Below are 21,923 nucleotides of genomic sequence, written 5' to 3'. Positions count from 1 at the left end.
GCATGACGCAGCTGTTCACAAGGCGCGCAGTGCTGGCAATCGGAGAATTTGAGCAGGCGCTTGCACTTGATCGCAATCTGGCCACCGCCCACGTGATGATCGGATTTACGAAGTCTTTATTGGTCGAGGAACGGAAAGCGAAGCCCACATCCGGCGGGCGTTCCGACTCTCTCCGCGCGATAGCAACGCCTATAGGTGGATGCACTGGCTTGGCGTCGCCAAATTGATCCTCGGCGCCGACGCGGAGGCGGTCGATTGGCTGCGCCGCAGCCTTGAAGCCAACCGGACTATGCCGTGGTACATTTTCAGCTTGCTGCCGCTCTTGCACTCGTGGGCTCGCTGGAAGAGGCGCGGGCCGCCGTGCGCGCGGGGCTTGCGCTAGATCCTGCCTTCACCATACGCCGGACGCGAGGGCTCATACTCAGCACCGATCGAGCATTCCGCGCCGGCAGCAACCGTCTGCGCGATGGTATGCTGATGGCTGGAGTGCCGGAGGCGTGATGTCGGCTTTGGGTCTTGGCTGTGTGAAAACGCCCTGGTCGAGCGCGATAGAAGAAGTTGTTCGTCCAAGGTCGATCTAGCGCTCATGCGCGCAAGCGATTTCAAGCCAGACGGCAAACTGAAGAACGTAATTCTAGCTGTCTTTCGTCTCCTCGCGTTTTTACACAGCCAGGTCAAAATGCGAAGAACTCAACGTGAGCAAATCTAGACCGCTCTACCCCACTGACCGGACCTCGACGAGGCGCGCCGACACTTCGGGAAGGGCAGAGCCGCACACCGCCTTTGTGTGCGAAATGGCACGAAAAGAAAGCGCGAAATCAAAAACTGCAAATATCCTCGATGGGCGGCGTCGCGCGTACCCCGCGTTTTGGGCGGGCCCCAAAGGACCCGAGAAACCGATGGGGCAAAAAGAAAGGCCGCCTGCGTTGCCACAAGCGGCCCAAGTCTAGGGAGGAAACGCCCAGGGAGGGCTGCGATAGCGGGAGCACTATCGCACGCCCTATACAATACGATTGCGATCGGCGGCTCAATTGAACGTAGGTAAACGTCGGGCACCTAAAGGGGGCACGGACCTATACGAAGGTGTATGGCAAAGCCGACAACTTCCGCACTAGGCGTAGGCCGTCACTGCCTGCGCATTACGTCGAGCATCGAGCACGGCATCGCCCTCAACCTCGACGCGTCAGCACGAGCGCCATCGTTGTGCCCGGTGCGTTATCCACGCAAGCTGTAGCGGCTTGCCTTGGCCCTCTTGGCCGGGCGATGCTCCTCGCCATGGGTAGCAAATCACGCGAGACCTCTACGGGTCGTCGGTCCGGGCGGTTGCTGAGCAGGCAGCAGAAGCGCGCAGGCAGGCCGACAAGCTGGCCTGCGAGGCATGGAATAAGCGCATGCTTGCCTTCAAGGGTCCGGCGCAGCCATCGCCCACCCTGGGCGATGCGCTCAATGCGGGGCTTGGCTATCTCGAAGTGAAGTGCCTGGGCTGCGACACGCACCAGACCGTCGCGCTGGACATCGTGCGGCGGCCGAAGACGACGCCGGTTCATGAGCTGGAGCGACACATGCGCTGCAAGGATTGCTCGGCGGTGCGGGTCTATCCGTACAAGCGAAGCCGCCTTGTCGCGCTCCGGCGCATCAAGATTTCGGCGAGCGATCCACCATCAACGCGGTGGCCTGGAGAGCGGTAGGCCCCTAGGAGTTTTCGGAGGTGCAACTCATTGAGCGGTCATTCAAGTAGAGGACCGCTCTTTGAACCACATCGCCGTTATTTTGATCTTACTCGTTGGCGGCTCTTCGCTCGCCTTGGGCCAGAGTGCGGGTGGATCGAGCAGTGGCGGCTCGGCGGCGAGCGGAACTGCGGCCACCGGCTCCGCAGGTTATGCGGGCGGCACCCTATCGACCGGGCATACCGTAAGCGGCACTGCGGGCTACTCCGGTCCCAACGTGGGCAACGCGCTCAGCCACGCCGCGACCGGCGGCGACGTGGATGCTTCCTCGGTTACTCAGCCTCTGCCCCCGCATGACAACGCGGTGGATACGCCCGCCGCTGAGCGCGCCATGAAGAACTTGGGCAACACCGATATTGGCATTCTCAAGAAGTAAGACATGCTGCAAGTCGGCCTCGGCCTTGGCGTTTGCGGCCATTCTCGGTAGTCGCCGCGCGTAATGTGCAACCTCTTCAGCATCACCACGAGCCAAGAGGCCATCATCCGTCTCTTCCGCGTGGTCAACCGCTACGTCGGCAACCTCGCGCCTATGCCGGGCGTGCTTCTCGACTATCCCGCGCCGGTGATCCGCAACACCGAGGCGGGCACTGAGATGCTGACGATGCGCTGGGGCATGCCGCCGCCACCGCGCACAGGCGGCCCGCCCGTGACCAACATTCGCAACATGTCATCACCGCACTGGCGCGGCTGGCTGAAGCCCGAGAACCGCTGCTTGGTTCCCGCCAACAGCTTCGCCGAGTATGCACCGGAGCCGAACCCGGAGACCAAGAAGAAAGACGTGGTCTGGTTGGCGCTGAATGAGGACCGCCCGCTGTTCGCCTTCGCAGGCATCTGGACCGAGTTCAAGGGCGACCGAGGCACCAAGTCCAAGCCGGTGCCGGGACCGCATCAGGTCTACGGCTTCCTGACGACCGCGCCGAACGCTGTCGTCGCGCCAATCCATCCGAAGGCGATGCCGGTGATCCTGGCCACGGACGAGGAGCGCGATGTTTGGATGCGCGCACCGTGGGACGAGGCGAAGGCTTTGCAGCGGCCGTTGCCGGATGACGCGCTCAAGATCGTCATGCGGGGAGCCGACAAGGAGGACAAGGCTGTCGCATATAGGATGCTACCAGCCAATGTTGATCTAAACGTTAGATCCCCAAAAGCGGCGCGTATTTTTGCCCACTCAGCATCCGCGCGTTCTGAGCTGGATTCGAAAATGCGCGACGAAAGTGAGAGCGTTGCGGTTGCCTTCGCGATCTCGTATCGGCCCAATGCCTCGATAGAGAAGGGATCATCTGACCTTTTGATTGGAACTGGCGGTAAACATCATCATAAGTACGCTCGCACTCACGACGGAGCCATTCAAGCCCAAGCCAGCGCGACACGATTTGTTCGCTAAAAACAATCTGCGCAGCGACGGCGATCGTTGCCAAGTCTGTGCTCCTATTCAAGATAACGAGTGCGTAGAGTATTGCATACACTGCGATCTTAATGAGCTCGACCCTCGCCATTTGCGATAGAGTATCGTGACAATAGAAACTATTCTCGAGCACTTGAGCTGCGATCCTCGCTGACGCGCTGGATCACCGATTTGACGAATCCGTTGAACCGGCCAAACAGATGCTGCGGCGAGAGACATGCCCCGCAACAAGCGTACCGAAGAAGACCTGATAGGACATGCGGCGCCCGTCGCTGCATGTGGCTGGCCAATTCCCCTTCTTCAGAGCGCGCGTGCGCGCAAGAATCAGGTTACACTAGGAAAAGCGGACATCCATTGGCAGGCAGGACTGCCTGGCTATCGAGAATGACCCGACGTGCGCATGATCGAGGAATGCTAAAGTCCCCAAATAGATGCATGTCTTCCTCAAATCGGAAGCATGTTGATCACTGTACCAACAACAAAGCACAGCGATCCAACAAGGTAAAGCCAGTTTGCTAGATTGCCCATGCGACATCCCGAGGAGTGACCGGCTGGGGCTCTGCAGGCTTGTTCATTTCAGCATGCATCCTTGATTGCAACATGACCACTTCCATCACGCAAGAAGCGGCTCGAGGAAGCCGCTCGCTCCCGAGCTTTTGGCGTTACCATCAGTTGTGGTCACCATCAGCCGTAAGAGAAGCCAGGATAGGAATATGTCGGATTGCTCCAATTTGACCGTCAATCCATTCGATGTCGTCGAGGGTGGTGATCTGATCACGGATCGCCCGGAGGTCGGCGCGGACTCATTACACGCACGCGCCAGCCTTCGGGAGCGCAGAGGGTTTTATCAATACGGCGGACACGTCGGCGTGTCGGTCCAGGGCGCTGTCGCAAAGGCGCCGACGCGCGGTCCGGGCAGGCAACCTGACGTGTAATATCTGTAACCGTCTGCTCCATAATATGAGTCATAGGTCGGATAGCCCCCATACGAACTATAGGCGGGATAGCCCCAGTACGAATTGTAGCCCAAGTACGAAGGGTAGGGATCACTCCGCCGGACCCGATAGCGCACGTCCGGGGTCACAGCTGGCGCTGCCGCCTTGATCGACGTGCCATTGATCGGTGCGGCAGATGAATTTGCCGTGGCGGCCACTGCGATAGGAACAACAATTGCGAGCGCAATCGCGAGGCCGCGGACTTGAAACTTCATGGCAGCTCCTGTTTGTCTTAAACCGCGCGACAAGCATGACCTTGCAACGCAGGCGAGGGAAATCACCTCTCGCCATGGAGTCGATAGACGATCATTATTATTGCGCGCGCCGCGCGAAGCCACAGCGAGGATACCCTACAGCCGCATCCGCAGAGACTTCTAAACCTGTTATCGCCCTTGGACTAATCGAGGTTGCGCGTGCCAACGTGCCGCGGTCCTTGACCCTGATGCCGCTCCTACGGTGGTTTTGTCGCGCGCCACATCACCGACCAGATGCCGGACCGAGGTTAGAGAAGGGCAGGACATCGCCAATTTTGCGGATGGACAGGATGCCTACAGAAAAAGTTTTGGAAAGTTGGAATTGGGTTACGTGGGTAAGGACCAATCTGTTCCAGCACACTCCGGTCTGGTGGTGGCACAAAGAGAGTCCCCCGGCCCGCCACTCGATCCGCGCTGCCCCGGACGCGTTACGTCGCCTCTTGGCCCTTCGAGACATATTGTGCGGCCGCGCGATCTTGGTCGCTAACAAGCATAGCGAAGTTGTCGGGCGGCCGTCTATTGCCGAGGACGACGCTCCTGACCCGTTGGGGAGGTGGTCGCCTTTAGAGGTCGAGCGCCATAAACCTTCGTATCGTATCGGTGCCCCTTTAGATGCCAACGGGTACCGATCGTTCAATTGAGCCGCTGATCGCGATCATCTTAGGCTCGATGCGCTGCAAAAGTGCATAGGCTCATGAAGTGCTATAGTGAAAATGGATGATGGACGAACAGCGAATATCTGCTTCATGCCGGGAGCATGGGCTGATCGCGAGCGCAGAGCGATCACGTCTTGCACATAAGCGTGAGTGAAGACATGTCCAATCCCGTCGCAAAGATCGTCGATCGTCACCTGAAAATCTGGAACACTCGAGATGCCACTGAGCGCATCACGGGCATCCCTTCAACGTATGCAGCAGACGTAGTCATCGGCGAGCCGGCAGTGTGGTTTTCAGGTTTTGCGGGCGTTGAATGTGCGATTAAAGCGGTACACGCGCAGATGCCGGGAATGCACCTCGCGGTCACTGGCCCGATCCAGACAACGGGGGACACGTCTACGTACACTTGGGCGCTCGCGGGGAAAGACGGCAACGTCGTCAAGGGCCGGGATGTGATCACAGTGAAGCACGAACGGATCATCAGTCGATACGTTTTTTTCGACACCTGACCTTAGGGCGCGGGGCCTTTGCGCCCCTCTCGTTTTCCGGGTCTTTTGGGGCACAGTGCAAAGTGCCGGGATCGCGCGACTCGCTCTCTTACCTCGGTCCGGCATCCGGTCGGCGACGTGGCGCACGACAAATCCACCGAAGGGGGCGGCTTCATAGTCGATGGCGGCGGCGCGCCTTGGCGCGCGCAACCTTGATTGGTCCAATGGCGGCGACGGGAGTCGCAGGTGCTGCTGGTGACATTCCTCGCTACGGTGAGGCAGCGCGGGCGGCAATAACGATCGTCTATCGACTCTATGGCGGGAGGTGATTTACCTCACCGGCGTCGGAAGGTCATTCTCGTGTGGTGGTGGATAGTTCTTTGACACGATCAGGAGGCGACAAATGTCAGTCCAGCAGCCGGTTCTCACGGCGCCCCACGGCGGCGAGATGGTGCCCTCGAGCGGGGCTCGAGCGTCGAGATGAAAGTGGAGAGCGGTCAGTCCCGGAGGCGACTATCGCGCTGTCCTGGGACGGTGCGCGCCGGGGAGGAGCCGCCGCTGCACACTCACTCGCGCGAGGACGAGTCTACGTGGTGCAGGGGCAGCTAATCGCGCGGGTCGGCGATGCCCGCGTCGAGGTGGGGCCGGGCGCCTACGCGGCTCTTCCTCGCAGTGCGCCACATACGATCGAGGTGGTCGGTAACCAGGCGACTCTGCTGCTCAGCTTCGTGCCGGGTGGGCTGGAACGCTTTTTGGTCCTTCGGGAAGGCGAGCAGCCCGACCCGGCCGCTTTCGGTCTGACGTTCCCCTAGGGCCGGGGGCCGGCGGCGCGGCGTTCGTGCCGTCCGCCGCGAGAGGGAGGAAAAACCCCCGATTCGCATGCGGCCGAGCTGGGACGGACGGTCGGTGAATGCTCTGCGCCTGCCGCTCACCGTTTCACAAAAATGCGCGCGCGCCTTGTATTAGCAGGCCGGCTCGGTCTCACGCCGCTTGAACCGCGAGCCACGCGCGCGTTCAATTCCAAAGCTGGGAAGCGAACGTGTTTTTCAATTGGTTGCTCGTCGTGCTCATCGGCGTCAGTGTAGCCGTCCTAATCGCCCACGCGATTGATGCAATTCGTTTCTAGCTTGTGCGATTGGATCTTTGACCGCATTTTCGAGGTCATACGGGCGCGCGCTTTCTGAATTCATACGCGCCTTGCGCAGCCCGCCCGCGCCGAAGTCTTCTAACGGGAGGTAAATCTCACGTCCAAACGGTCATGCTTCCAGCGAACCTACCGGGCGAAGAGACGGCTCCGGCTTCAGGGAGCTTTTGAAGGTAGGCCGGGGGCCGCTCCGCCAGCTTGGCGGCGAGCCGGCAAGATTCAAGACGCCCTGGGATGGCTTTTCCTCGGCCGTGTCGGGAATGATGATGCCGCTATTGGGCTTCTTCTGAGCTTCGATGCCCTTGACACCACGACGCGGTCGCGAAGTGGACGGAATCTCAGCAGTCCTCCCGCCTTTTGTGAATATTCTCTAGGTTGGCAGTCGCAACATATGCCAGTGACACTGGTGCGCAAGAGGTTCGGCCCAACGATGTTTGCTCGGATGACGCAAGTGCTCCGTCACAGCCGAACTAGCCCCTCGACGAACCGCGGCCGAAAATGCTCGACGTTGGGAAGACCTCGTCGAAGGCTTTTGCCTTTTCAAAGTCGCGCTTAGTCCATTGGGGTTATCGTTTCAGCACGTATATCGCTGGCGTACAGCGATCCACAGCGACCGTTCACTTTTCACCTTCCGATCGGACTATTCGCGCGAAAAAGCCCGGAGCTCGCTTTGAGCCCCGGGTAGTCGGGGGAGGAAACGCCCGTGGCGTTGGTGCCATTCACTTGCCATTAGTCAGTCCGCCGGCACCAAGCGGGAGCTCAAAGTGGTTCAGTTCATCGTCGGGACCGAGAACTCCATTCGCGGCACACTCCTCGCCCATCAATTCAACCTCAAGCAGCCCTCTCGACGCTGGCGCCGCCTTTAGCCGGCTACGCGACTGTTCAACCCCACACGCGCGATTGGCTGCTCAGGCGCGTTAAAGACTGACGTCGTTAGCAGAACAGCGGCAGCGAGGATCCAGTAATACCAGGCGTCGAGCTCGAAAAATTTGAAGGCGAACGGGGCGATGATGAACACCACGCCGACGGTGCGATCGACCCAAAGGTGCAGCCAGTAAGGAATGATGCGGACGAGCCCGGTGGCATGGTCGGTCAGGGCGGCCAAGAGTAGCGCGGCGACACCGACAACAACCGAAAGCCACGTTGCGACGGGCCCGCTCTGACCGAGCTTCAGCCAGAACGGAGCTGCAATCAAGACGATAGCGATTGGATAATCGATTAGGTAGGCGTGGATAGACTTACTGATGAAACGGAACGACATCGGCGACTCCTACGCGCTTGGTTGCTCGAGCGGGTCCTTGCGACGCGGAGACTGCAGCCGACTAAGACGACGATCACGCCGCCCTGTGCTGGCTAGCACTCAGTAGAACCGCGACGGGTCAGCCCCGGTTAGAGGCACAGAAAGGCTATACCGATACCCTAAGCATTAGAAATTCCCGGTCGTCATTGTTTCCATTCCACACGCCCGGCGCCATAGATGCAGGCTGGTGCGGCGTCGAGCAATTGACCACCGGTCAAAGAGCGAAGTGAACTTCAACCGCACGCGGCGACGATGCGTTAGTGTCCGGATGTCGAGGTCGGAACGACTCGGGAACATCGTCCGGACCGTGCTATACGTCATCCGCTTCATTTCTGGGCACCCTAAGCAGGTTCGCGACGGTCGCTCTGCGTTAAAAAATTCGCGCAGCGAACCCCGAGGGAGGCTCGTGGTGGGCGTACGAGAACGGCAAAAGCGCACGGGTACTGTGGGCATTCATGATGCGCGTGAATAACTCGAACTCATTCTTACGATCTAGCGCATCTTGGACGGATGGGGCATTTGGCGCGCCAACGCATTCGAAGGTGGCTCAGGAGATGACCAGACTCTGCGGAAGCTCGGCGAGTGCTCGTTTAAAGCAGCTGGCCTAACATCAGCTGCTTTGGGAAATGGTCGCGTTCCTCGGAGCCATCGCGCGGCGAACCCAGCATATTTGTGAACTTCAGTCGCGCGACAGTGGCGGGCGCTTCATAACGAGAAGCTCCGTCACATCGTGCAGATCATCCGCCGATGAGATGGCAACTGTCAGCCACTTTCCGTCGATGTATGTTTTGGCTTCGTCATAGAGCTTGACCAGGTGCGGACGCCAGACATAACGCCTCTCCTCAAACTTTTCTCGCTCAGCTCCACCCATGACCACCACGGCCCAAAACAGTCGGTATTCCTGCACCAAGGTGCAGAACGCCCTGGTCTTCTTGTAGCGCAAGGACCAACCGCGGTTTCTGCCACCGTAAAGCCAGTCCGGCTCGAAAACTCCAGGGTAGAATTCGACGATCCAGTTCCGCAGCCCGGTCCAATACCCGAACGCCTCTGGTCCGATCCACTCGCGAACGGCGCCGTCACTGGGCGGTGCTGATTTGTCGGTGATCCTGTCGCCGATTCTGGGAAACGTCACGCCATCGACGGCTGCTACTCTCGTTCCTATAGGTAAAATCATCGAAAGACCTCCAGTTTAATAGTCCGGCGGAGGCCGGAGGTGATGCGGGTGTGCCAAGCGCTTGCGGCGCGCCCTTAGGGAGCTCCTGGTCCGACGCTCTCCGCAGCAGGGTGTGTATGCCTCGCGATCCGGTCTACCGGTGCCTGAGAGCATTGCAGGGCAACCATGCGCGCCTCGAAGCTCTCCCATGACAGTCAGATCGAGAGCGGCGAGCGCTTTCTCCCTCGCCAATGGAGCTTGCTCTCGGTCGAGGAACGCGGTGGCCTCTAGGGGATAAATTGCTGGGTCCTCAGCCCAATGGATCTAAGTGTTAGCGACAGATAAGGCGTGAGGAAGTCCGGCTGGTTGGCTCGGTCTCCAGTAAAGACGCCGCCAGAGGCGACGCCGATGAACACCGGACGATCCTGGAGCATTCCCACCTTTCCGGTGGGCTTCGACATCATCGTGCGAACGACGCGCTAGATTTGATCGATCCACGCTTTGAGAACCGAGGGAATGGTGAAGTTGTGCATAGGCGTTCCGATGACAACAACATCGGCCGCTTCAACTTCCCGGATAAGCGCTTCGGAAACATCCAGAGAACCCTTCGGCGGGGCGGCTAACGTGGCGGGCGACGCCAACGCGGCGGCATAGTCAGCCACGGTATGGGGCAAGGATTCGAACCCTAAATCACGCCGGGTAATGCTCGCCCCGGGCGCCACCTCAAGAAGCTTTTCGACGATCGCGGCCGAAAGCTCACGGCTATGCGATTCTCGACGCGGACTGCTATCAATATGGAGAATGTGCATGTGATCGATCCCAATGGCTTCGAGAAGTTGCGACAGGACAAAGCTCAGATCGAGCCGGCCGGCGTCACGGCGGGAAAGTCCTTCACGGGATCGAATACGTTGTTGAAAAAGTTCGTCAGCGAGTACATGGCGACTAGCGCGACGATCTCAATAACATTCGCATCCGTGTAGCCGGCATCGCGGACGGCTTTCACATCGGCATCGCCGACCTTGCCGCGGGTGTCGATGACTTTACGCGCGAACTGCACGGCGGCGTCCCGCTTCGTGAGATGTCAGTTTTTGCGATAAACCGATAACCTGCCAGTCGATTTAACCGCTCGATTTCCAGCTGGTTGTGCGATCGAGCGCCCGCCCGCCCTTTGGCGTCTGGCGAGACACGGAAATGCTCGACGGACTACTCTAGAACAGTTTGTCGAGTTCCGGAGCATGTGCGTCTAGAAAGTTCGCTAGGTCAAAGGCTGTAACGGGATGGATAGCCGAAAATGTTCGACGGGCTGAACCTCGTTTTGACGCGTTGTAGATCGCCGACCGCGAGGGTTGCTTCTGGTCGGACAAATAGTCAAAGGAGTTTTCTGCGAAAAACCGAGCTATCTGCTCCATATGAAAGGGAGGCGGCAGATTTTCTGGTAGAAACCAATCCGCAGCAAATCTTCCTTTAGCGACATCGATGTGGTCTCACCAGCTTGCTAGAATTCAAGGAGGTCATCACCCGCTTCCGCTTTAGCGTGCCATCACTTTCAGGTGTTCGTCGACAATCGCTGCCGTCACGTCAGTCGGATAGTACAACGGTGCCGCGCCTCCCGGTCGTGAATAAGCGCTTCTACTGCCGCAGGCCCGACCGTTGAGCATCAGATCGTCCGGGCAAGCGCATGGGTGACCCGTGGCGTGGTACCGATCTCGACTTGCCTTGATAATGATAGCCGCTATGGCCGCCGCAGTAAGCGCAACTTCGACCTTACGCGTTGTCATGCAAACCTTATCAGTGGCTAACGCGACTGGCATTGGTGGCAAACACCTTGCCGCAGTAGTTCGGACTAATCATTCATGCGCCCGGAGCCATCGACTGAAAGACTTCGTCGCGCAGATAGAAGTGGTGGAAGAGAGCCGCGGCTGCATGCACACCGGCAACCCAGAGGATGGCGCTTCCGAGGGTAGTGTGTATTTCCATGATCAGTTGCCCCAGTCCATGCGCCTTCGTTATCTGGGGGGCAATGTCGAATCCGGGAAGGGTGACGGGAATCCCCTCGAACCAGGTACCGAGCACCGCCGTTGCTGGAATCGCGATGAGGAGTGCATAAAGCGCGAAGTGGACGACCTTCGCCGCCGCAGCCATCCATCGCGGCATCGGTTGCTTCGCGGGCGCGCTGTCGATCAGCCGCCATAGCAGCCGCAGTACGACGACAATGAAGACGAGCACCCCGAGCGTCTCGTGAATCCTACGGAGCCCATCCGCGGCGCCGGAATAGAGCGAATAGCCGTCACCCTTGCTCAGCACAAAGGCGGCGAGAACCAGCACGACGGTCAGCCAATGGAGGGCCTGGGCGCCCGCGCCGTAGCGAGAGGAAGTGCTGCGCAAACCGATTACCTAACTCCGATCTTAAGCCCGCCGCAGCGGTCGATGAACTGTGGCGGCGGGTCGTCAGAAATCAAATAGCGGCGCCAAGTGCCGGATGTTGAGCAGCGAATGATTGACCTCGAATGCAAGGATCGACGGCAGCACAGCGCCGCTCTTGCTTTCTTGAGCGCCTGCGGGTGCAGCCCGCCCGACAGCACTCTCCGTCACGCCGCCAATTTCGGCAGCTCCGAGACCCATAAGTAGCTTGAGTCGCAGCATCGAGAATCGAACATCGTCGGTCAAGGGGTTTTCTCCTTTCCACGCTCTAAGATGGAACCGATCCTCACATGGCAGTCCGCGTGTCGAGGTTCGCTCGCTGGGCGGCGCTCACCTCGGGCGTGTTGAGAACTGAGGTCGTCTGCAAAACCGCAACGACGAGAACCCAGTGATACCCGGCGTCAAGCCCAGTGAAATGGAAAGCGGAGGTGGCAGTGATGGAGACCACACCCAATGCGCGGTCCATCCAGAGATGCAGCCAGTAACTGATGACCCAGACGAGCCCCGTCAGGTGATCCGTGAGTGCCGGCAGCAGCAGTGCCGTAACACGGGTCACCATCGAAAGCCACAGCGCGACAGAACTGCTCTTGCCTAGCTTCAGCAGAAATGGCGCGACCATCAAAACGAAGGCGACGGGATAGTCGATTAGGTAAGTGCGGATAGAGTTGGTGATGAAGCGAAAGGGCATGGGGTAACTCCTGCATGCTGGGCTGCTCGATCGAGTTCTTTGGACATCGAGAGTAGGGCCTGCGCACACGAGCGGTGGATCGACCGCGTTGTGATCGAGTGGCTACCCGTGCTGCCACCAAGTGTCGATGTGATGTATAGTGAGGGTATTCGCGTCTGAGCGCCGTTAGAAATGGCGGATCGTTATCGTTTTCATTCTCTCCGGCGCGCGCGTCTGAAGCTTTCAGACGCCAACGACCCCCGCGCAGGAGGTCAGAGCAAGCGCGCGAGTAGAAATCTCTTCCATTCGAACGCTCCCGGTTTGTCCATCCAAACTGATGCCAACCTAGATGCCGTAATGGGCCCAGCTCCGAGCAAAGGGTGATGATGGTGGCTGGAGGAGGCGAAGGTCGCGAGCGAACCCGACGCCTTAGTTGAATTTTTTAAGACACTTGGCTTTGCGGTGAAGCGGATCGGGCTGGAGGCTAGGCCATTGTCGCAATGGCTGCATGCGGGGCTAAAAGGAGCAGGATACGAAACGGTTCTGCTGGAAACGCGGCATGTAAAGGCCGCATTATCTGCGATGACAGTCAAGACGGATCGCAAGGATGCGCGCGGGATCGCCCAGTTGATCCGGATGGGTTGGTTCCGGCCGGTACACGCAAAGTCGGTCGATGCGCAGGAGATCCGGGCACTCCTGATCGCACGCAAACAGCTTCTTGGGCGGCTGATCGATGTGGAATTGAGTATCCGCGGGATATTGCGTGGCTTTGGGCTGAAGGTTGACCCGGTCACGCGGAAGAATTGCATTCCGTCTGAAGGCTTACTTGATGGACGTGGTCAGAGGGTTGTGATTGGTGTCGAGGACGAAGATAGCGAGCAGCTTTGCCGGCTCGGTCTTGCTCGCGTTGCGGCTGATCGAATGGATAGCGCCGGGCGGTTCGGACCAGCTCTCGCCTGCCAGATAGATTCGCGTCTCACCGTCATTCACCTTCGACTCAATCGCGCCCGAAATCACATAGGCGTAGATGAAAGCCGACTTCGCGTGGGTGTGGGGCACGGAGGCCGCGCCGGGCGCGTAATCGACTTCCACGGCGATTAGCGACTTGCCAGGGATATTGGGAATGGCCGCCTCGAAGTTCTTCGTGGCGGTTTCCGCTTCGCTATCATGGACGTTGATTGGGCCGGCCATCGAGAAGGCGGGGGCGACGCGGGTGGCGGCGATAACGGTTCGGAACTTCATGGGTTTTCTCCTGTTGCCTAGGTTGGTCTTCGTTCTTCATTCGCGAGTCACGAAGCCAAAACACCGATCCTGACGACGCACATTCCCGCGATGATCGCGGCCGCGACGATGGCGCTCATCGCGACGCAGACATCCCAAAGGCGATCGGCATTACGTTGATCGACGCCATGCGCGATCAGCACCACTCTCAGCCCTGAAGCAAGGTGGCTCAGGACGAAGAAGACGCCGAGCGCGTAGTGAGGCAGTAGACGGATATTCCATGCGTCATGAATGAGCCCAGTCGGGGCTCCGATCGCGAAATTCCAATCTGTCGGTTTGCCGAGGAAGCTTCGCGCGTAGACGAAGACCGAGTTCATGTGGCCGAGAATGAACAGTGATAGATAGGCTCCCGAAGCGACCTGGTAGGTCCGCTGGAAGTCATGCGCTGCAGCGCTCCAGCGCCATGCCAGAAAGAGGCCAGTGCCGATCTGGAAAAGCATGGCCGCCACCAATAACGGTTCACCTACGGCAGAGCGATAAACCAGGCGTCCGATCTTCATAACGGCTGCATGCGCATCCGGCCCTATCAAGCCGAACAGATGATTGGTAAGATGAAATACCACGTATAGGCACAGGACGGCGGCCGTTACCCCGTGGACAACCCGCCAATCTCCGACTGCAGGCATAGCTGCAGCGACCGGATCTCGGGCAGACTGCGACCAGATCGCGATTGCGAGCCAAATCGCACACCAGACGACCTCGTCGGGAATGGGGCTTTTGATCAAGACCTGGACAACCCCGAGAAAGACATAGAGTGTTGGTGACATTACGCTGGCATAGGCGAGGCGTCTTGAACCGGGATTCGACGTGAGACGGCATGCCAGAGCGATCCCAAGAAACGGCACGACGAACGCAACGACCAGGATGAAGGTCGCGCTGGCGATTGCGAGCGGTGGCGGGCTTACGGCCTGCGTGCTGACGACGGCATGAAAAGCCTTGAGCAGAAATGGATAACAAATCGCCGCCGCTGCGGGAACCACAGCCAAATAGTCAAGGCGATTGTCAAGAGGCGTCCTGCGATTCTGCGGGCGAACAAATGCTTCCATCACAAATCTATAGAGCCACAATAAAGAAACCGGCGTACGAGACGATTTCCAAGACAGGTGTGAAGACTTGCCTTCGCGTATTGCGTTACGATCGTGCATCGATTCTTTATTGTTCGATGACCACATAAACTCACACTTTCTCAAAGACACAGCGCCTGGCCGCAACCGAACCTGGCTTCGGTCATGCCGAACACGTCGCGCAATACCCAAAGCGGGGGTGTCGCCGTCGACATCGACATCATGAGGTTTGCCGTTGATCTTCAACGTGAATGCTATGGGTGCCTCTTTTTGGCAGGGAGCTGACAGGATGCGGCTGGCCGACCTGGACAGCGCCGGCCGGCTGCGTGCATCAATGGGCGTGCGTCGCTCAGGAACGAACGCGGATGATCGTCTTCCCCTTGCGTCGCTCGGTCGGGTTTAGGGCGGCAACGGCGTCGTCGAGGGTCGAGACGTTGCCTATGTTCGTCCGCAGTCGTCCATCCCGCACCCGCTGGACGATCTCACTCAGTTGGGCACGATCGGACTCGACGACGAAGTCGACCGCGGAGCCGTCGTCGGGCCGTGCTTCGACCGGCCCGACGATGGACACCAGCGTTCCTCCGGCTCGAACCAGGCCTGCGGACCGCTTCCCGATGTCGCCGCCGATGCCATCGATCACCAGATCGACACCGCCGACGTCTTCCAGGACGTCGTTGTCGAGGTCGACGAACTCCTTCGCGCCGGATTCGAGCACCTTCTGACGGTCGGCGGCGCGTCCGGTGCCGATGACGTAGGCGCCGAACTCTCGTGCGAGCTGCGTCACCATAGAACCGACTGCGCCCGCCGCGCCGTGCATGAGTATGCTCTGCCCCGCCTGAAGGCGGCCATGCGGGAACAGTCCCTGCCACGCGGTGAGGCCCGAGATTGGCAGACTCGCGCCCACCGTGAAGTCGACGTCGCCCGGGAGTGGCGCGAGGTTGCGTGCCTCGATGGCTACATACTCCGCCAGGGTGCCGTCGCGATACCAGTCGGCGAGGCCGAACACGCGCTGTCCCACCGACAGCCCCGTCGTGCCGTAGCCGAGAGCGGCGACCACTCCGGCCAGCTCGTGGCCGGGGATCGACGGTGTTCGATCACGGTCGAGGCGATCGGTCCAGGTCGAGGGCCACTCCAGCTCAGTCGGCACGAATCCCGACGCATGAACCTGAACGACGACGTCGTTTACTGCCGCCTGCGGCTCAGGCCGCTCCACCAGCTTCATCCCTGTCGTTCCCGCAGCCGGGTCCGTTACCACGATTGCTTTCATGTGAATTGTCTCCATGGGTGATTGTTCTTCTTGGTGGAAATGTTGCTTGGATGAGCGCATGTCGCTCACGGACGAACGCGGATGATCGTCTTCCCCTTGCGTCGCCCGGCCCGGTTGAAGGCGGCGACGGCATCGTCGAGGGGCGAGACGGTGCCGATGTTCGTCCGCAATCGCCCGTCCCGCACGCGCCGGATGATCTCACTCAATTGGGCGCGATCGGACACGACAACAAAGTCGATCGTCAGGCCGTCGGCGGGCCGTGCCTCGGTCGGCCCGGCGATCGTCACCAGCGTTCCTCCGGCTCGGATCACGGCTGCGGACCGCTTCGCGATGTCGCCGCCGAAGACATCGAACACCAGATGGACTCCGCCGACGTCTTCCAGGGCGTCGTTCTCGAGGTCGACGAACTCCTGCGCGCCGAAGTCGAGCACCGTCTGACGGTGGGCAGCGCGTCCGGTACCGATGACGTAGGCGCCGGCCTCACGTGCGAGCTGGGTTACCACCGAACCGACTGCGCCGGCCGCGCCGTGCACGAGGACGCTCTGCCCCGCCTGAAGGCGGCCGTGCCCGAACAGTCCCTGCCACGCGGTCAGGCCCGGCATCGCCACGCTCGCACCCACCGTGAAGTCGACGTCGCCCGGCAGCGGCGCGAGGTTGCGTGCCTCGACGGCCACATGCTCCGCCAGGGTGCCGCCGCGATACGAATCTGTAAGGCCGAACACCCGCTGTCCCACCGACAGCCCCGTCGTGCCATAGCCGAGGGCGGTGACCACACCAGCCAGCTCTTGCCCGGGAATCACCGGCGTCCGGTCACGGCCGAGGCGATCGATCCAGGTCGAGGGCCATGACAGCTCATCCCAGGTGAATCCCGACGCATGAACCTGAACGCGGACGTCGTTTATAGCTGGCTGCGGCTCGGGTCGCTCCGCCAGCTTCATCCCGACCGTTCCCGCAGTTTGGTCCGTTACCACGATCGCCTTCATCATCTACCGCCCGATGTGTGGGATGTCGTCATTTCCCTTTTGCGCATGAGCGAAAATAGAACGGTGAAGATCGATGATCCAATGACCTTCGGCTATGGAATCGATGCCGCCAACTCGGTGTGCAAAAATCAGCGGTGCGGAATAAACGTCTGCTTCTCACGCCAAAGGGCCGCCGTCATATTGATGATCTACCGCTCGGCCCCCTTGGCTTGGAAAAAATCTCATTGAGGGGCTTCGATTTTGCCATTCGATCCTCCGGAGATGCATATGGTTTTACATGCTCGACCGCGGAGACAATCGTGGAACCCTGATGTGGTGCTAAATTACCCTAGCCTTGCCGGTACATCCGAAAAGCCCAGACGCGTTCCCGAGAATCGTGCCTGGGTGCATCTAGGCTTTGACGTCAAGCCCGCGTCACACGACCCCTCTGAGCACTCTCGGAGAAAGTCGATGCGACCGGATAGAGTCAGATCGGGCCAACCCGTGTAACGGCGGGAAAGTCATTTTCAGGATCGAACACGTTATTGAAAAAATTCGTTAGGGAGTACATAGCCACCAGCGCGACGATCTCCATGACATTCGCATCCGTGTAGCCTGCATCACGAACGGCTTTCAGATCGGCGTCACTGACCTTGCCGCGGGTCTCGATCACTTTGCGCGCAAACTGGATGGCGGCGTCCCGCTTCGGGTCGATGGCATGGCCCTTCCGAGCGAGAATGATTTCATCTGCCGGCAGCTTGGCCATATGCTCGGCGGTAAAGCTGTGAACCGACAGGCAGTAGTCGCAGCCATTCATTTCGGAGACAGCGAGGCCGATGCTGTCACGGGTCTTCACGTCGAGCGCCTTGCTCAAGGAGCCGAGCAGGGCGGCCCACGCGTTGAACGCGATCGAGCTCTGCGCGAATGTCGCTATCATATTTGGGGTGAACCCGATGTTCTTGGTGAACGCATCGAGAGTCGGTTTACTATCGGCCGGCACTTGTTCCGGCTTTAGAGCTGCATTTCTTGGCATCATAGTCTTTCGTAAGCTACGGGCTTTACTAATGCTTATACGAGATCCAGCACGTCGGCGACCGGACGGCGCGGCTTCTGCGCCCAGTTTCCCGGACGCTCCGGCCCCACGGACAACAACATGACCGGCACTTCGTCCTCGGCCAGTCTGAACTCGCGGTGCACCGCTTCGGCATCGAAACCGATCATCGGCGTCGAACCCAGGCCCAGCGAGCGGGCCGCATAAATCATTGCCGCCGCGCCAAACGTGCCGGTGCGTACTGCCTCGTCGCGCTGGCGCTGCGGGTACTCCATGTACAGATCGCGTGCAGGGATTTCCCATTCCGACACCATGTTCGCCTGCATGATGCCCGCTTCCACTAGCGGTGCCAGACGCTCCGGTACTACGGTGGAATCGGCCAACTGGCCGCAGACGATGAAGGTAACGGCTGCTTCGGTGATCGCGGGCTGATCCCAAGCGATCGGACGCAACCGAGCCTTGGCTTCAGGCGAGCGTGCGGCGATGAAGCGCCAGTTCTGCAGGTGGAAGGATGTCGGCGCGGCGGTGCCGATTCGCACGAGCTCGCGGATTTGGTCGTCGCTCAAGCTGGCGGCAGGGTCGTAGTACTTGGCGGCGCTGCGGCTCAGGATACACTCTATAACGGCGTTGGTGATGGTGGTTCCGTTGGTCATGATGATTCCTATGGGTGAAGGGATAGGTTAAGATACGAAAGTGCTTTCGCGTCTTTTTGCTGAAAATGCCGCGGCGATGGGGCCCGTTCGGCGTCTAATGGCAACGCCATGGGTAATTTCCGAAAGCGAAGGCAGAACAGTGTGACCTCGTTTCGAGAACTGCTCGGTGCAGGGCGGCGGCTTGACCAAGTGACGCATCAGCGAACACACGTTCGCGGTCGGACCGACTGGAGCCGCTTCGCTGCTCTACGCGAGCGCCACCACGGTGGCCGCGACTAGCGAGACCGCAACAGCTGGGCCGACGGTCTCTGGTGATTTCATTGGGGGCTCCTTTGTTGCCCGCGCACGGCACCGTGGCTCCGCGCAATGGCTTCATTCAAAGTCGAGGCGGCCGCGTGTTCGGCCGACCCAGTGAACCTCACGATCGGACGCAGCCGGCGAAATTTGAAATTCCGTTTTGGCATGCATTCGATAAGCGTGGGGCATCGTCGCTCAAAAGCGCTGTGCGCGTGCCTCCCGGCGGTCCGCGGTCAACCATCGAGGCCGTGCCGAATTCGGACCGGGCGGCGTAGCTGAAGGAAAAGCAGGAGATCCTGGAGTCGGTCGACCTCGTCGCGTGCATGGACAAGGTCGCGCGGCTTCTCGCCGTGCGCATAGAGGTCCTGCGCCTCAGCAACGAGATCGGCCGCCAGAACCAAGGCGACGCTCGACGAGCGGCAGCGCAAGGCAGTTTTCCGAGCAGGCGACGATCCAGCGCGAGCTGGGCGAGGGGGGACGGCAAGCCCAGGAGGTCGCGGATCTGGCTTCGGCGATCGCGACAGCGAACATGCCGGAGGAGGCAAAATGCCACGCGCTGAAGGAGCTCCAGTGTTACGAGCGCATGCCCGAGGGCGCCGCCGAACAACACCCTTTACCCCTTCCTCCGTCGAGGCGGCAACTCGATATCACGGAGTAGTTTTATTGACGCTGCCTAAGCCGGTGAGATTCCGTTCCGTTGGGTTTCCCCCAATTTCTCCCGGGCTCTCGCTATCCGAATCGGGCTAGCGGCAATCGCTGCATTGTATTTGAGCTTCTGGCTCTCGCGCGAAGCGCCGTCGACGGCGATTGTGACAATTGCAATTGTCGTCGAACCAAATCGTGGCTAGGCCCTCGAGAAGGTGGTCTTTCGCGTGATCGCGACTGCCATCGGGGTCGCAGTTTCGATTGCAAGAACGGCGTTCTTCTCCCAAACGCGCGATCTTCCTGCTGATAGCGTATGCCGGCTGAATAGGCCTATGCGTGTCGGCAAGCCGGAACGGCTCGGTCAGCACGCGGTGCTGCGATCCCTCGCTGTCAAACGCGAGGCCCTCTGCGCAGTGACCGACCTCAACTATCCCGCCCTCGAATCCGGTGAACGAGTGCCCAGGTAGGTCTCGACCGACACTGGGGCAGGGTCGCGGTGGGCTGGCCGGATCGGATTTTGCGCGAGCTGGCGGAGGATGTCCGTGAGCAGGAGCTCTTGGTGCTGCTGCTCGTGGTGGCTTCCGAGCTCGATCAGCTCAGCGACCTCCCAGGGTTGGCCGTGGGCCAAGCAAGCTGGCGACTGCCTGGTCGACTCCGCCCGGTATGCCTAGACTTCGTCCAAGGACGCGGCTGCCGCGCTCGTAGGAATTAAACAGGAACGTGAACCGCTCATCGAACGGTCCGTAGCCCTTCGGGTGGGCGAGAACCATCGTCACAAAAAAACAGGTCGTGTGTGCGAGGTGTCACTTCGCAGGGCTCGCGTCGGTCATCTGCTGCATCGTTGCGTCCGCGTCGGAAAGAGGTTCCCCGAGCTACGCGCTCGTGTGCCGTAGTAGAACCGCTCAAGGTCGCTGAGCGCGAGCGCCGACTGAAAAGATGCGCAGGGGCCATTGCAAGTCCTCACGATGAATTCGGAATAGACTGTCGCAACGCGCATGGCACCGCGCGCGCCAAACGTTATGGAATACTGCAACTGCGTCATGGCCGGGCTTGTCCCAGCCATGACGACTTCGCTTCACGTCAGCAACGACGGTTGGATGGACGCGACAAGTTCGGGCATGAGGAGGCGGGACCGGGGCCCAGGAGTTAGATTAAGGAGCCTGCACCTTGAGCGTCAGTCTTGCGAACATTGTCGTTGTTCGAGGCAGGGCCAGACGAGTGGCGGAGTTTATCCAGCGCACTCGTCCAGTCGCGAACACGAGCAACTTTGATAAAGGCATCGAGCGCCGGCGAATACTGCCTCCCCGCGACGGCCAAAAGCTGCACCTCTCGCCGGACGGGGTCGCCCTCAATTGGAATAGCGGTGAGCGACGGCAGTCTGGGTGCGTGCTCTGGCGCCAAGATGGCTCCAAAACCAGCGGATGCCATCTGCTGAAGATGCCCTTCCTGATCGCTCCTGTGCACAACGTTAGGCCCTGGATTGTCGGCAAAACAAGCCTGCTTGAATCGGCCTGCGACGTCGCATCCGAGTCTTTCGAGAAATACCACCTCATGCAAGTCTGGGAGCGGGATAACGGTTCGCCCCGCCATCGGATGTTTCCGAGATAGAACGAGCACGCACCGCTCCTCGAAGAGCGACCAGCGGTCGATACGTTCAGGTAGCTCCACGGCGTCACCGACGAGTGCGGCATTGATCTCGCCATCTAAAAGCATCGCAACGAGCCCGTTGGCATCGGTCTCGCGCAGATCAACTCGAAGGTCAGGGATGATCGTGGCGAGCTCCACGAGCAATTCCGTAATGAGCGCGGCGGAGACGGACGGCACCAGCCCGATCTTGAGCGGGGCGATTGTCTTCTTTTTATAGCCTCGCGCCTGAAGCCATACCGCCTCCGCGGCGGCAAATATCTCCTCCAGCGTGGGCAAAATCATCTTGCCCAGCTCGGTGAGCTGGGTGAGGTGACGTTCACGGTGAATCAACGCGCCACCGAGTTCTTGCTCTAGCTTGTGTACCGCCTTTGTCAGCGCCGGCTGGGTCACATTGCATTGCTCCGCAGCCCGCGTAAAATTGAGCGTCCTTGCTAGGGCCAAGAAATATCGTACCTGATGAAACTGCAGCTGCATACTCATACTCGAAAGATTTGCCGTGGTGCGGACCGTTCCAGTTCGTTGCCATGGTGGGCAGGGGCGATGGTCAAGCGGTTTGTCGCCGAGGTTCCGAGAAAACAGGTATTGTGCGCCGGCTCGGAATTGGTCGACCCGCGCCTTGCGGAAAGTTTTCTCACTGACGCTGTTTCCTATTAACGTCGCGGACCAAGACATCAGCTCAATCCGAGAGCCGGAAACACCGCGTCCGATCAAGCGATGCAGTTAACGCTGGGAATATGGCGCACATCCTTGTTCTCCGTGACGCTCTTCCGGACTACAGATAGAGCTGATTGATCGCGGCGTTAAGCGCAGTTCTTGTTGCAGCGTTCTCATTCTTGCGGGTTTGTT

The 21,923-nt window shown here is 59.8% G+C and carries 17 protein-coding genes and 6 pseudogenes; 7 read left to right on the top strand and 16 right to left on the bottom strand.

From position 1 onward, the window contains the following. The first annotated feature begins 1,275 nt into the window (after nt 1–1,275). The 3 genes and pseudogenes from AC5ZFO_RS08205 to AC5ZFO_RS08195 form a co-directional block, all read left to right on the top strand. A pseudogene (locus tag AC5ZFO_RS08205) lies at nt 1,276–1,688 on the top strand (hypothetical protein). A gap of 61 nt (nt 1,689–1,749) precedes the next feature. Beyond that, nucleotides 1,750–2,103 carry a hypothetical protein gene (locus tag AC5ZFO_RS08200; protein WP_282520716.1) on the top strand — a complete coding sequence of 118 codons (354 nt, stop codon included), beginning with the start codon at nt 1,750–1,752 and terminating at the stop codon, nt 2,101–2,103. A gap of 63 nt (nt 2,104–2,166) precedes the next feature. Further along, nucleotides 2,167–2,826: pseudogene (locus AC5ZFO_RS08195) on the top strand (SOS response-associated peptidase); the annotation flags it as partial. 1,153 nt (nt 2,827–3,979) lie between these two features. On the opposite strand, the gene AC5ZFO_RS08190 reads toward AC5ZFO_RS08195, so the two are convergent. Further along, nucleotides 3,980–4,342 carry a hypothetical protein gene (locus AC5ZFO_RS08190; protein ID WP_496121924.1) on the bottom strand — a complete coding sequence of 121 codons (363 nt, stop codon included), beginning with the start codon at nt 4,340–4,342 and terminating at the stop codon, nt 3,980–3,982. 853 nt (nt 4,343–5,195) lie between these two features. Here AC5ZFO_RS08190 and AC5ZFO_RS08185 point away from each other — a divergent pair. Continuing rightward, nucleotides 5,196–5,546 carry a nuclear transport factor 2-like protein gene (locus AC5ZFO_RS08185; protein WP_496121923.1) on the top strand — a complete coding sequence of 117 codons (351 nt, stop codon included), beginning with the start codon at nt 5,196–5,198 and terminating at the stop codon, nt 5,544–5,546. A gap of 569 nt (nt 5,547–6,115) precedes the next feature. Next, nucleotides 6,116–6,337, top strand: coding sequence for a cupin domain-containing protein (locus AC5ZFO_RS08180; RefSeq protein WP_282520721.1), 222 nt, complete (start codon nt 6,116–6,118; stop codon nt 6,335–6,337). A gap of 540 nt (nt 6,338–6,877) precedes the next feature. Here the strand turns inward: AC5ZFO_RS08180 and AC5ZFO_RS08175 are convergent. The 8 genes and pseudogenes from AC5ZFO_RS08175 to AC5ZFO_RS08140 form a co-directional block, all read right to left on the bottom strand. Then, nucleotides 6,878–7,011 (bottom strand): annotated as a pseudogene (locus AC5ZFO_RS08175) (co-chaperone GroES); the annotation flags it as partial. A gap of 520 nt (nt 7,012–7,531) precedes the next feature. After that, complete coding sequence (locus AC5ZFO_RS08170; protein ID WP_496121922.1) at nt 7,532–7,930, bottom strand: SPW repeat domain-containing protein; 399 nt, start codon at nt 7,928–7,930, stop codon at nt 7,532–7,534. 718 nt (nt 7,931–8,648) lie between these two features. Beyond that, nucleotides 8,649–9,143, bottom strand: coding sequence for a DUF3788 domain-containing protein (locus AC5ZFO_RS08165; protein WP_496121921.1), 495 nt, complete (start codon nt 9,141–9,143; stop codon nt 8,649–8,651). A 458-nt stretch (nt 9,144–9,601) separates the two neighbouring features. Continuing rightward, the gene (locus tag AC5ZFO_RS08160) at nt 9,602–9,931 is read right to left on the bottom strand and encodes an FMN-dependent NADH-azoreductase (RefSeq protein WP_496121920.1); all 330 of its coding nucleotides are present in this window, start codon (nt 9,929–9,931) and stop codon (nt 9,602–9,604) included. Nucleotides 9,932–9,975: 44 nt separating this feature from the next. After that, nucleotides 9,976–10,194, bottom strand: a pseudogene (locus AC5ZFO_RS08155) (carboxymuconolactone decarboxylase family protein); the annotation flags it as partial. Between the two features lie 779 nt (nt 10,195–10,973). After that, nucleotides 10,974–11,507 (bottom strand): cytochrome b, encoded by a 534-nt coding sequence (locus AC5ZFO_RS08150; RefSeq protein WP_282520723.1) that lies wholly within the window; start codon nt 11,505–11,507, stop codon nt 10,974–10,976. 63 nt (nt 11,508–11,570) lie between these two features. Next, nucleotides 11,571–11,789, bottom strand: coding sequence for a hypothetical protein (locus AC5ZFO_RS08145; protein WP_496121919.1), 219 nt, complete (start codon nt 11,787–11,789; stop codon nt 11,571–11,573). A 40-nt stretch (nt 11,790–11,829) separates the two neighbouring features. Next, on the bottom strand, nt 11,830–12,231 hold the full coding sequence (locus AC5ZFO_RS08140) for a hypothetical protein (RefSeq protein ID WP_282520725.1): 402 nt from the start codon (nt 12,229–12,231) through the stop codon (nt 11,830–11,832). A gap of 378 nt (nt 12,232–12,609) precedes the next feature. On the opposite strand from AC5ZFO_RS08140, the pseudogene AC5ZFO_RS08135 reads away from it, so the two are divergent. After that, nucleotides 12,610–13,008 (top strand): annotated as a pseudogene (locus AC5ZFO_RS08135) (IS110 family transposase); the annotation flags it as partial. Between the two features lie 24 nt (nt 13,009–13,032). Here the strand turns inward: AC5ZFO_RS08135 and AC5ZFO_RS08130 are convergent. The 6 genes from AC5ZFO_RS08130 to AC5ZFO_RS08105 form a co-directional block, all read right to left on the bottom strand. After that, entirely contained in the window at nt 13,033–13,452 is a 420-nt protein-coding gene (locus AC5ZFO_RS08130; RefSeq protein WP_282520726.1) for a cupin domain-containing protein, read from the bottom strand. A gap of 47 nt (nt 13,453–13,499) precedes the next feature. Continuing rightward, complete coding sequence (locus AC5ZFO_RS08125; RefSeq protein ID WP_496121918.1) at nt 13,500–14,537, bottom strand: hypothetical protein; 1,038 nt, start codon at nt 14,535–14,537, stop codon at nt 13,500–13,502. 367 nt (nt 14,538–14,904) lie between these two features. Beyond that, nucleotides 14,905–15,822, bottom strand: coding sequence for an NADP-dependent oxidoreductase (locus tag AC5ZFO_RS08120; RefSeq protein ID WP_496121917.1), 918 nt, complete (start codon nt 15,820–15,822; stop codon nt 14,905–14,907). A 65-nt stretch (nt 15,823–15,887) separates the two neighbouring features. Then, nucleotides 15,888–16,805: an NADP-dependent oxidoreductase gene (locus AC5ZFO_RS08115; protein WP_282520881.1), complete on the bottom strand. Its 918-nt coding sequence runs from the start codon at nt 16,803–16,805 to the stop codon at nt 15,888–15,890. Between the two features lie 466 nt (nt 16,806–17,271). Then, nucleotides 17,272–17,817 carry a carboxymuconolactone decarboxylase family protein gene (locus AC5ZFO_RS08110; protein WP_282520729.1) on the bottom strand — a complete coding sequence of 182 codons (546 nt, stop codon included), beginning with the start codon at nt 17,815–17,817 and terminating at the stop codon, nt 17,272–17,274. Nucleotides 17,818–17,852: 35 nt separating this feature from the next. Further along, a complete protein-coding gene (locus AC5ZFO_RS08105) occupies nt 17,853–18,488 on the bottom strand; it encodes a nitroreductase family protein (RefSeq protein WP_282520730.1) in 636 nt (211 codons plus the stop codon). A 575-nt stretch (nt 18,489–19,063) separates the two neighbouring features. Between AC5ZFO_RS08105 and AC5ZFO_RS08100 the strand changes: the two are divergent. Continuing rightward, nucleotides 19,064–19,389: pseudogene (locus tag AC5ZFO_RS08100) on the top strand (endopeptidase La); the annotation flags it as partial. A gap of 1,187 nt (nt 19,390–20,576) precedes the next feature. Here AC5ZFO_RS08100 and AC5ZFO_RS08095 read toward each other — a convergent pair. Further along, nucleotides 20,577–21,551 carry a LysR family transcriptional regulator gene (locus AC5ZFO_RS08095; RefSeq protein ID WP_282520731.1) on the bottom strand — a complete coding sequence of 325 codons (975 nt, stop codon included), beginning with the start codon at nt 21,549–21,551 and terminating at the stop codon, nt 20,577–20,579. Between the last annotated feature and the right edge of the window lie 372 nt (nt 21,552–21,923).

Source organism: Bradyrhizobium sp. Unk1 (genome assembly GCF_059512345.1).
The sequence above is the reverse complement of the archived record's forward strand: the minus strand, read 5'-3'. Positions and strand labels throughout refer to the sequence as shown.

What these genes read in the sequence shown, in the direction of transcription:
- AC5ZFO_RS08190 (WP_496121924.1), bottom strand. Translation starts at nt 4,342, where the DNA reads ATGAAGTTTCAAGTCCGCGGCCTCGCGATTGCGCTCGCAATTGTTGTT.
- AC5ZFO_RS08185 (WP_496121923.1), top strand. Translation starts at nt 5,196, where the DNA reads ATGTCCAATCCCGTCGCAAAGATCGTCGATCGTCACCTGAAAATCTGG.
- AC5ZFO_RS08170 (WP_496121922.1), bottom strand. Translation starts at nt 7,930, where the DNA reads ATGTCGTTCCGTTTCATCAGTAAGTCTATCCACGCCTACCTAATCGAT.
- AC5ZFO_RS08165 (WP_496121921.1), bottom strand. Translation starts at nt 9,143, where the DNA reads ATGATTTTACCTATAGGAACGAGAGTAGCAGCCGTCGATGGCGTGACG.
- AC5ZFO_RS08160 (WP_496121920.1), bottom strand. Translation starts at nt 9,931, where the DNA reads ATGCACATTCTCCATATTGATAGCAGTCCGCGTCGAGAATCGCATAGC.
- AC5ZFO_RS08140 (WP_282520725.1), bottom strand. Translation starts at nt 12,231, where the DNA reads ATGCCCTTTCGCTTCATCACCAACTCTATCCGCACTTACCTAATCGAC.
- AC5ZFO_RS08130 (WP_282520726.1), bottom strand. Translation starts at nt 13,452, where the DNA reads ATGAAGTTCCGAACCGTTATCGCCGCCACCCGCGTCGCCCCCGCCTTC.
- AC5ZFO_RS08125 (WP_496121918.1), bottom strand. Translation starts at nt 14,537, where the DNA reads ATGGAAGCATTTGTTCGCCCGCAGAATCGCAGGACGCCTCTTGACAAT.
- AC5ZFO_RS08120 (WP_496121917.1), bottom strand. Translation starts at nt 15,822, where the DNA reads ATGAAAGCAATCGTGGTAACGGACCCGGCTGCGGGAACGACAGGGATG.
- AC5ZFO_RS08115 (WP_282520881.1), bottom strand. Translation starts at nt 16,805, where the DNA reads ATGAAGGCGATCGTGGTAACGGACCAAACTGCGGGAACGGTCGGGATG.
- AC5ZFO_RS08110 (WP_282520729.1), bottom strand. Translation starts at nt 17,817, where the DNA reads ATGCCAAGAAATGCAGCTCTAAAGCCGGAACAAGTGCCGGCCGATAGT.
- AC5ZFO_RS08105 (WP_282520730.1), bottom strand. Translation starts at nt 18,488, where the DNA reads ATGACCAACGGAACCACCATCACCAACGCCGTTATAGAGTGTATCCTG.
- AC5ZFO_RS08095 (WP_282520731.1), bottom strand. Translation starts at nt 21,551, where the DNA reads ATGCAGCTGCAGTTTCATCAGGTACGATATTTCTTGGCCCTAGCAAGG.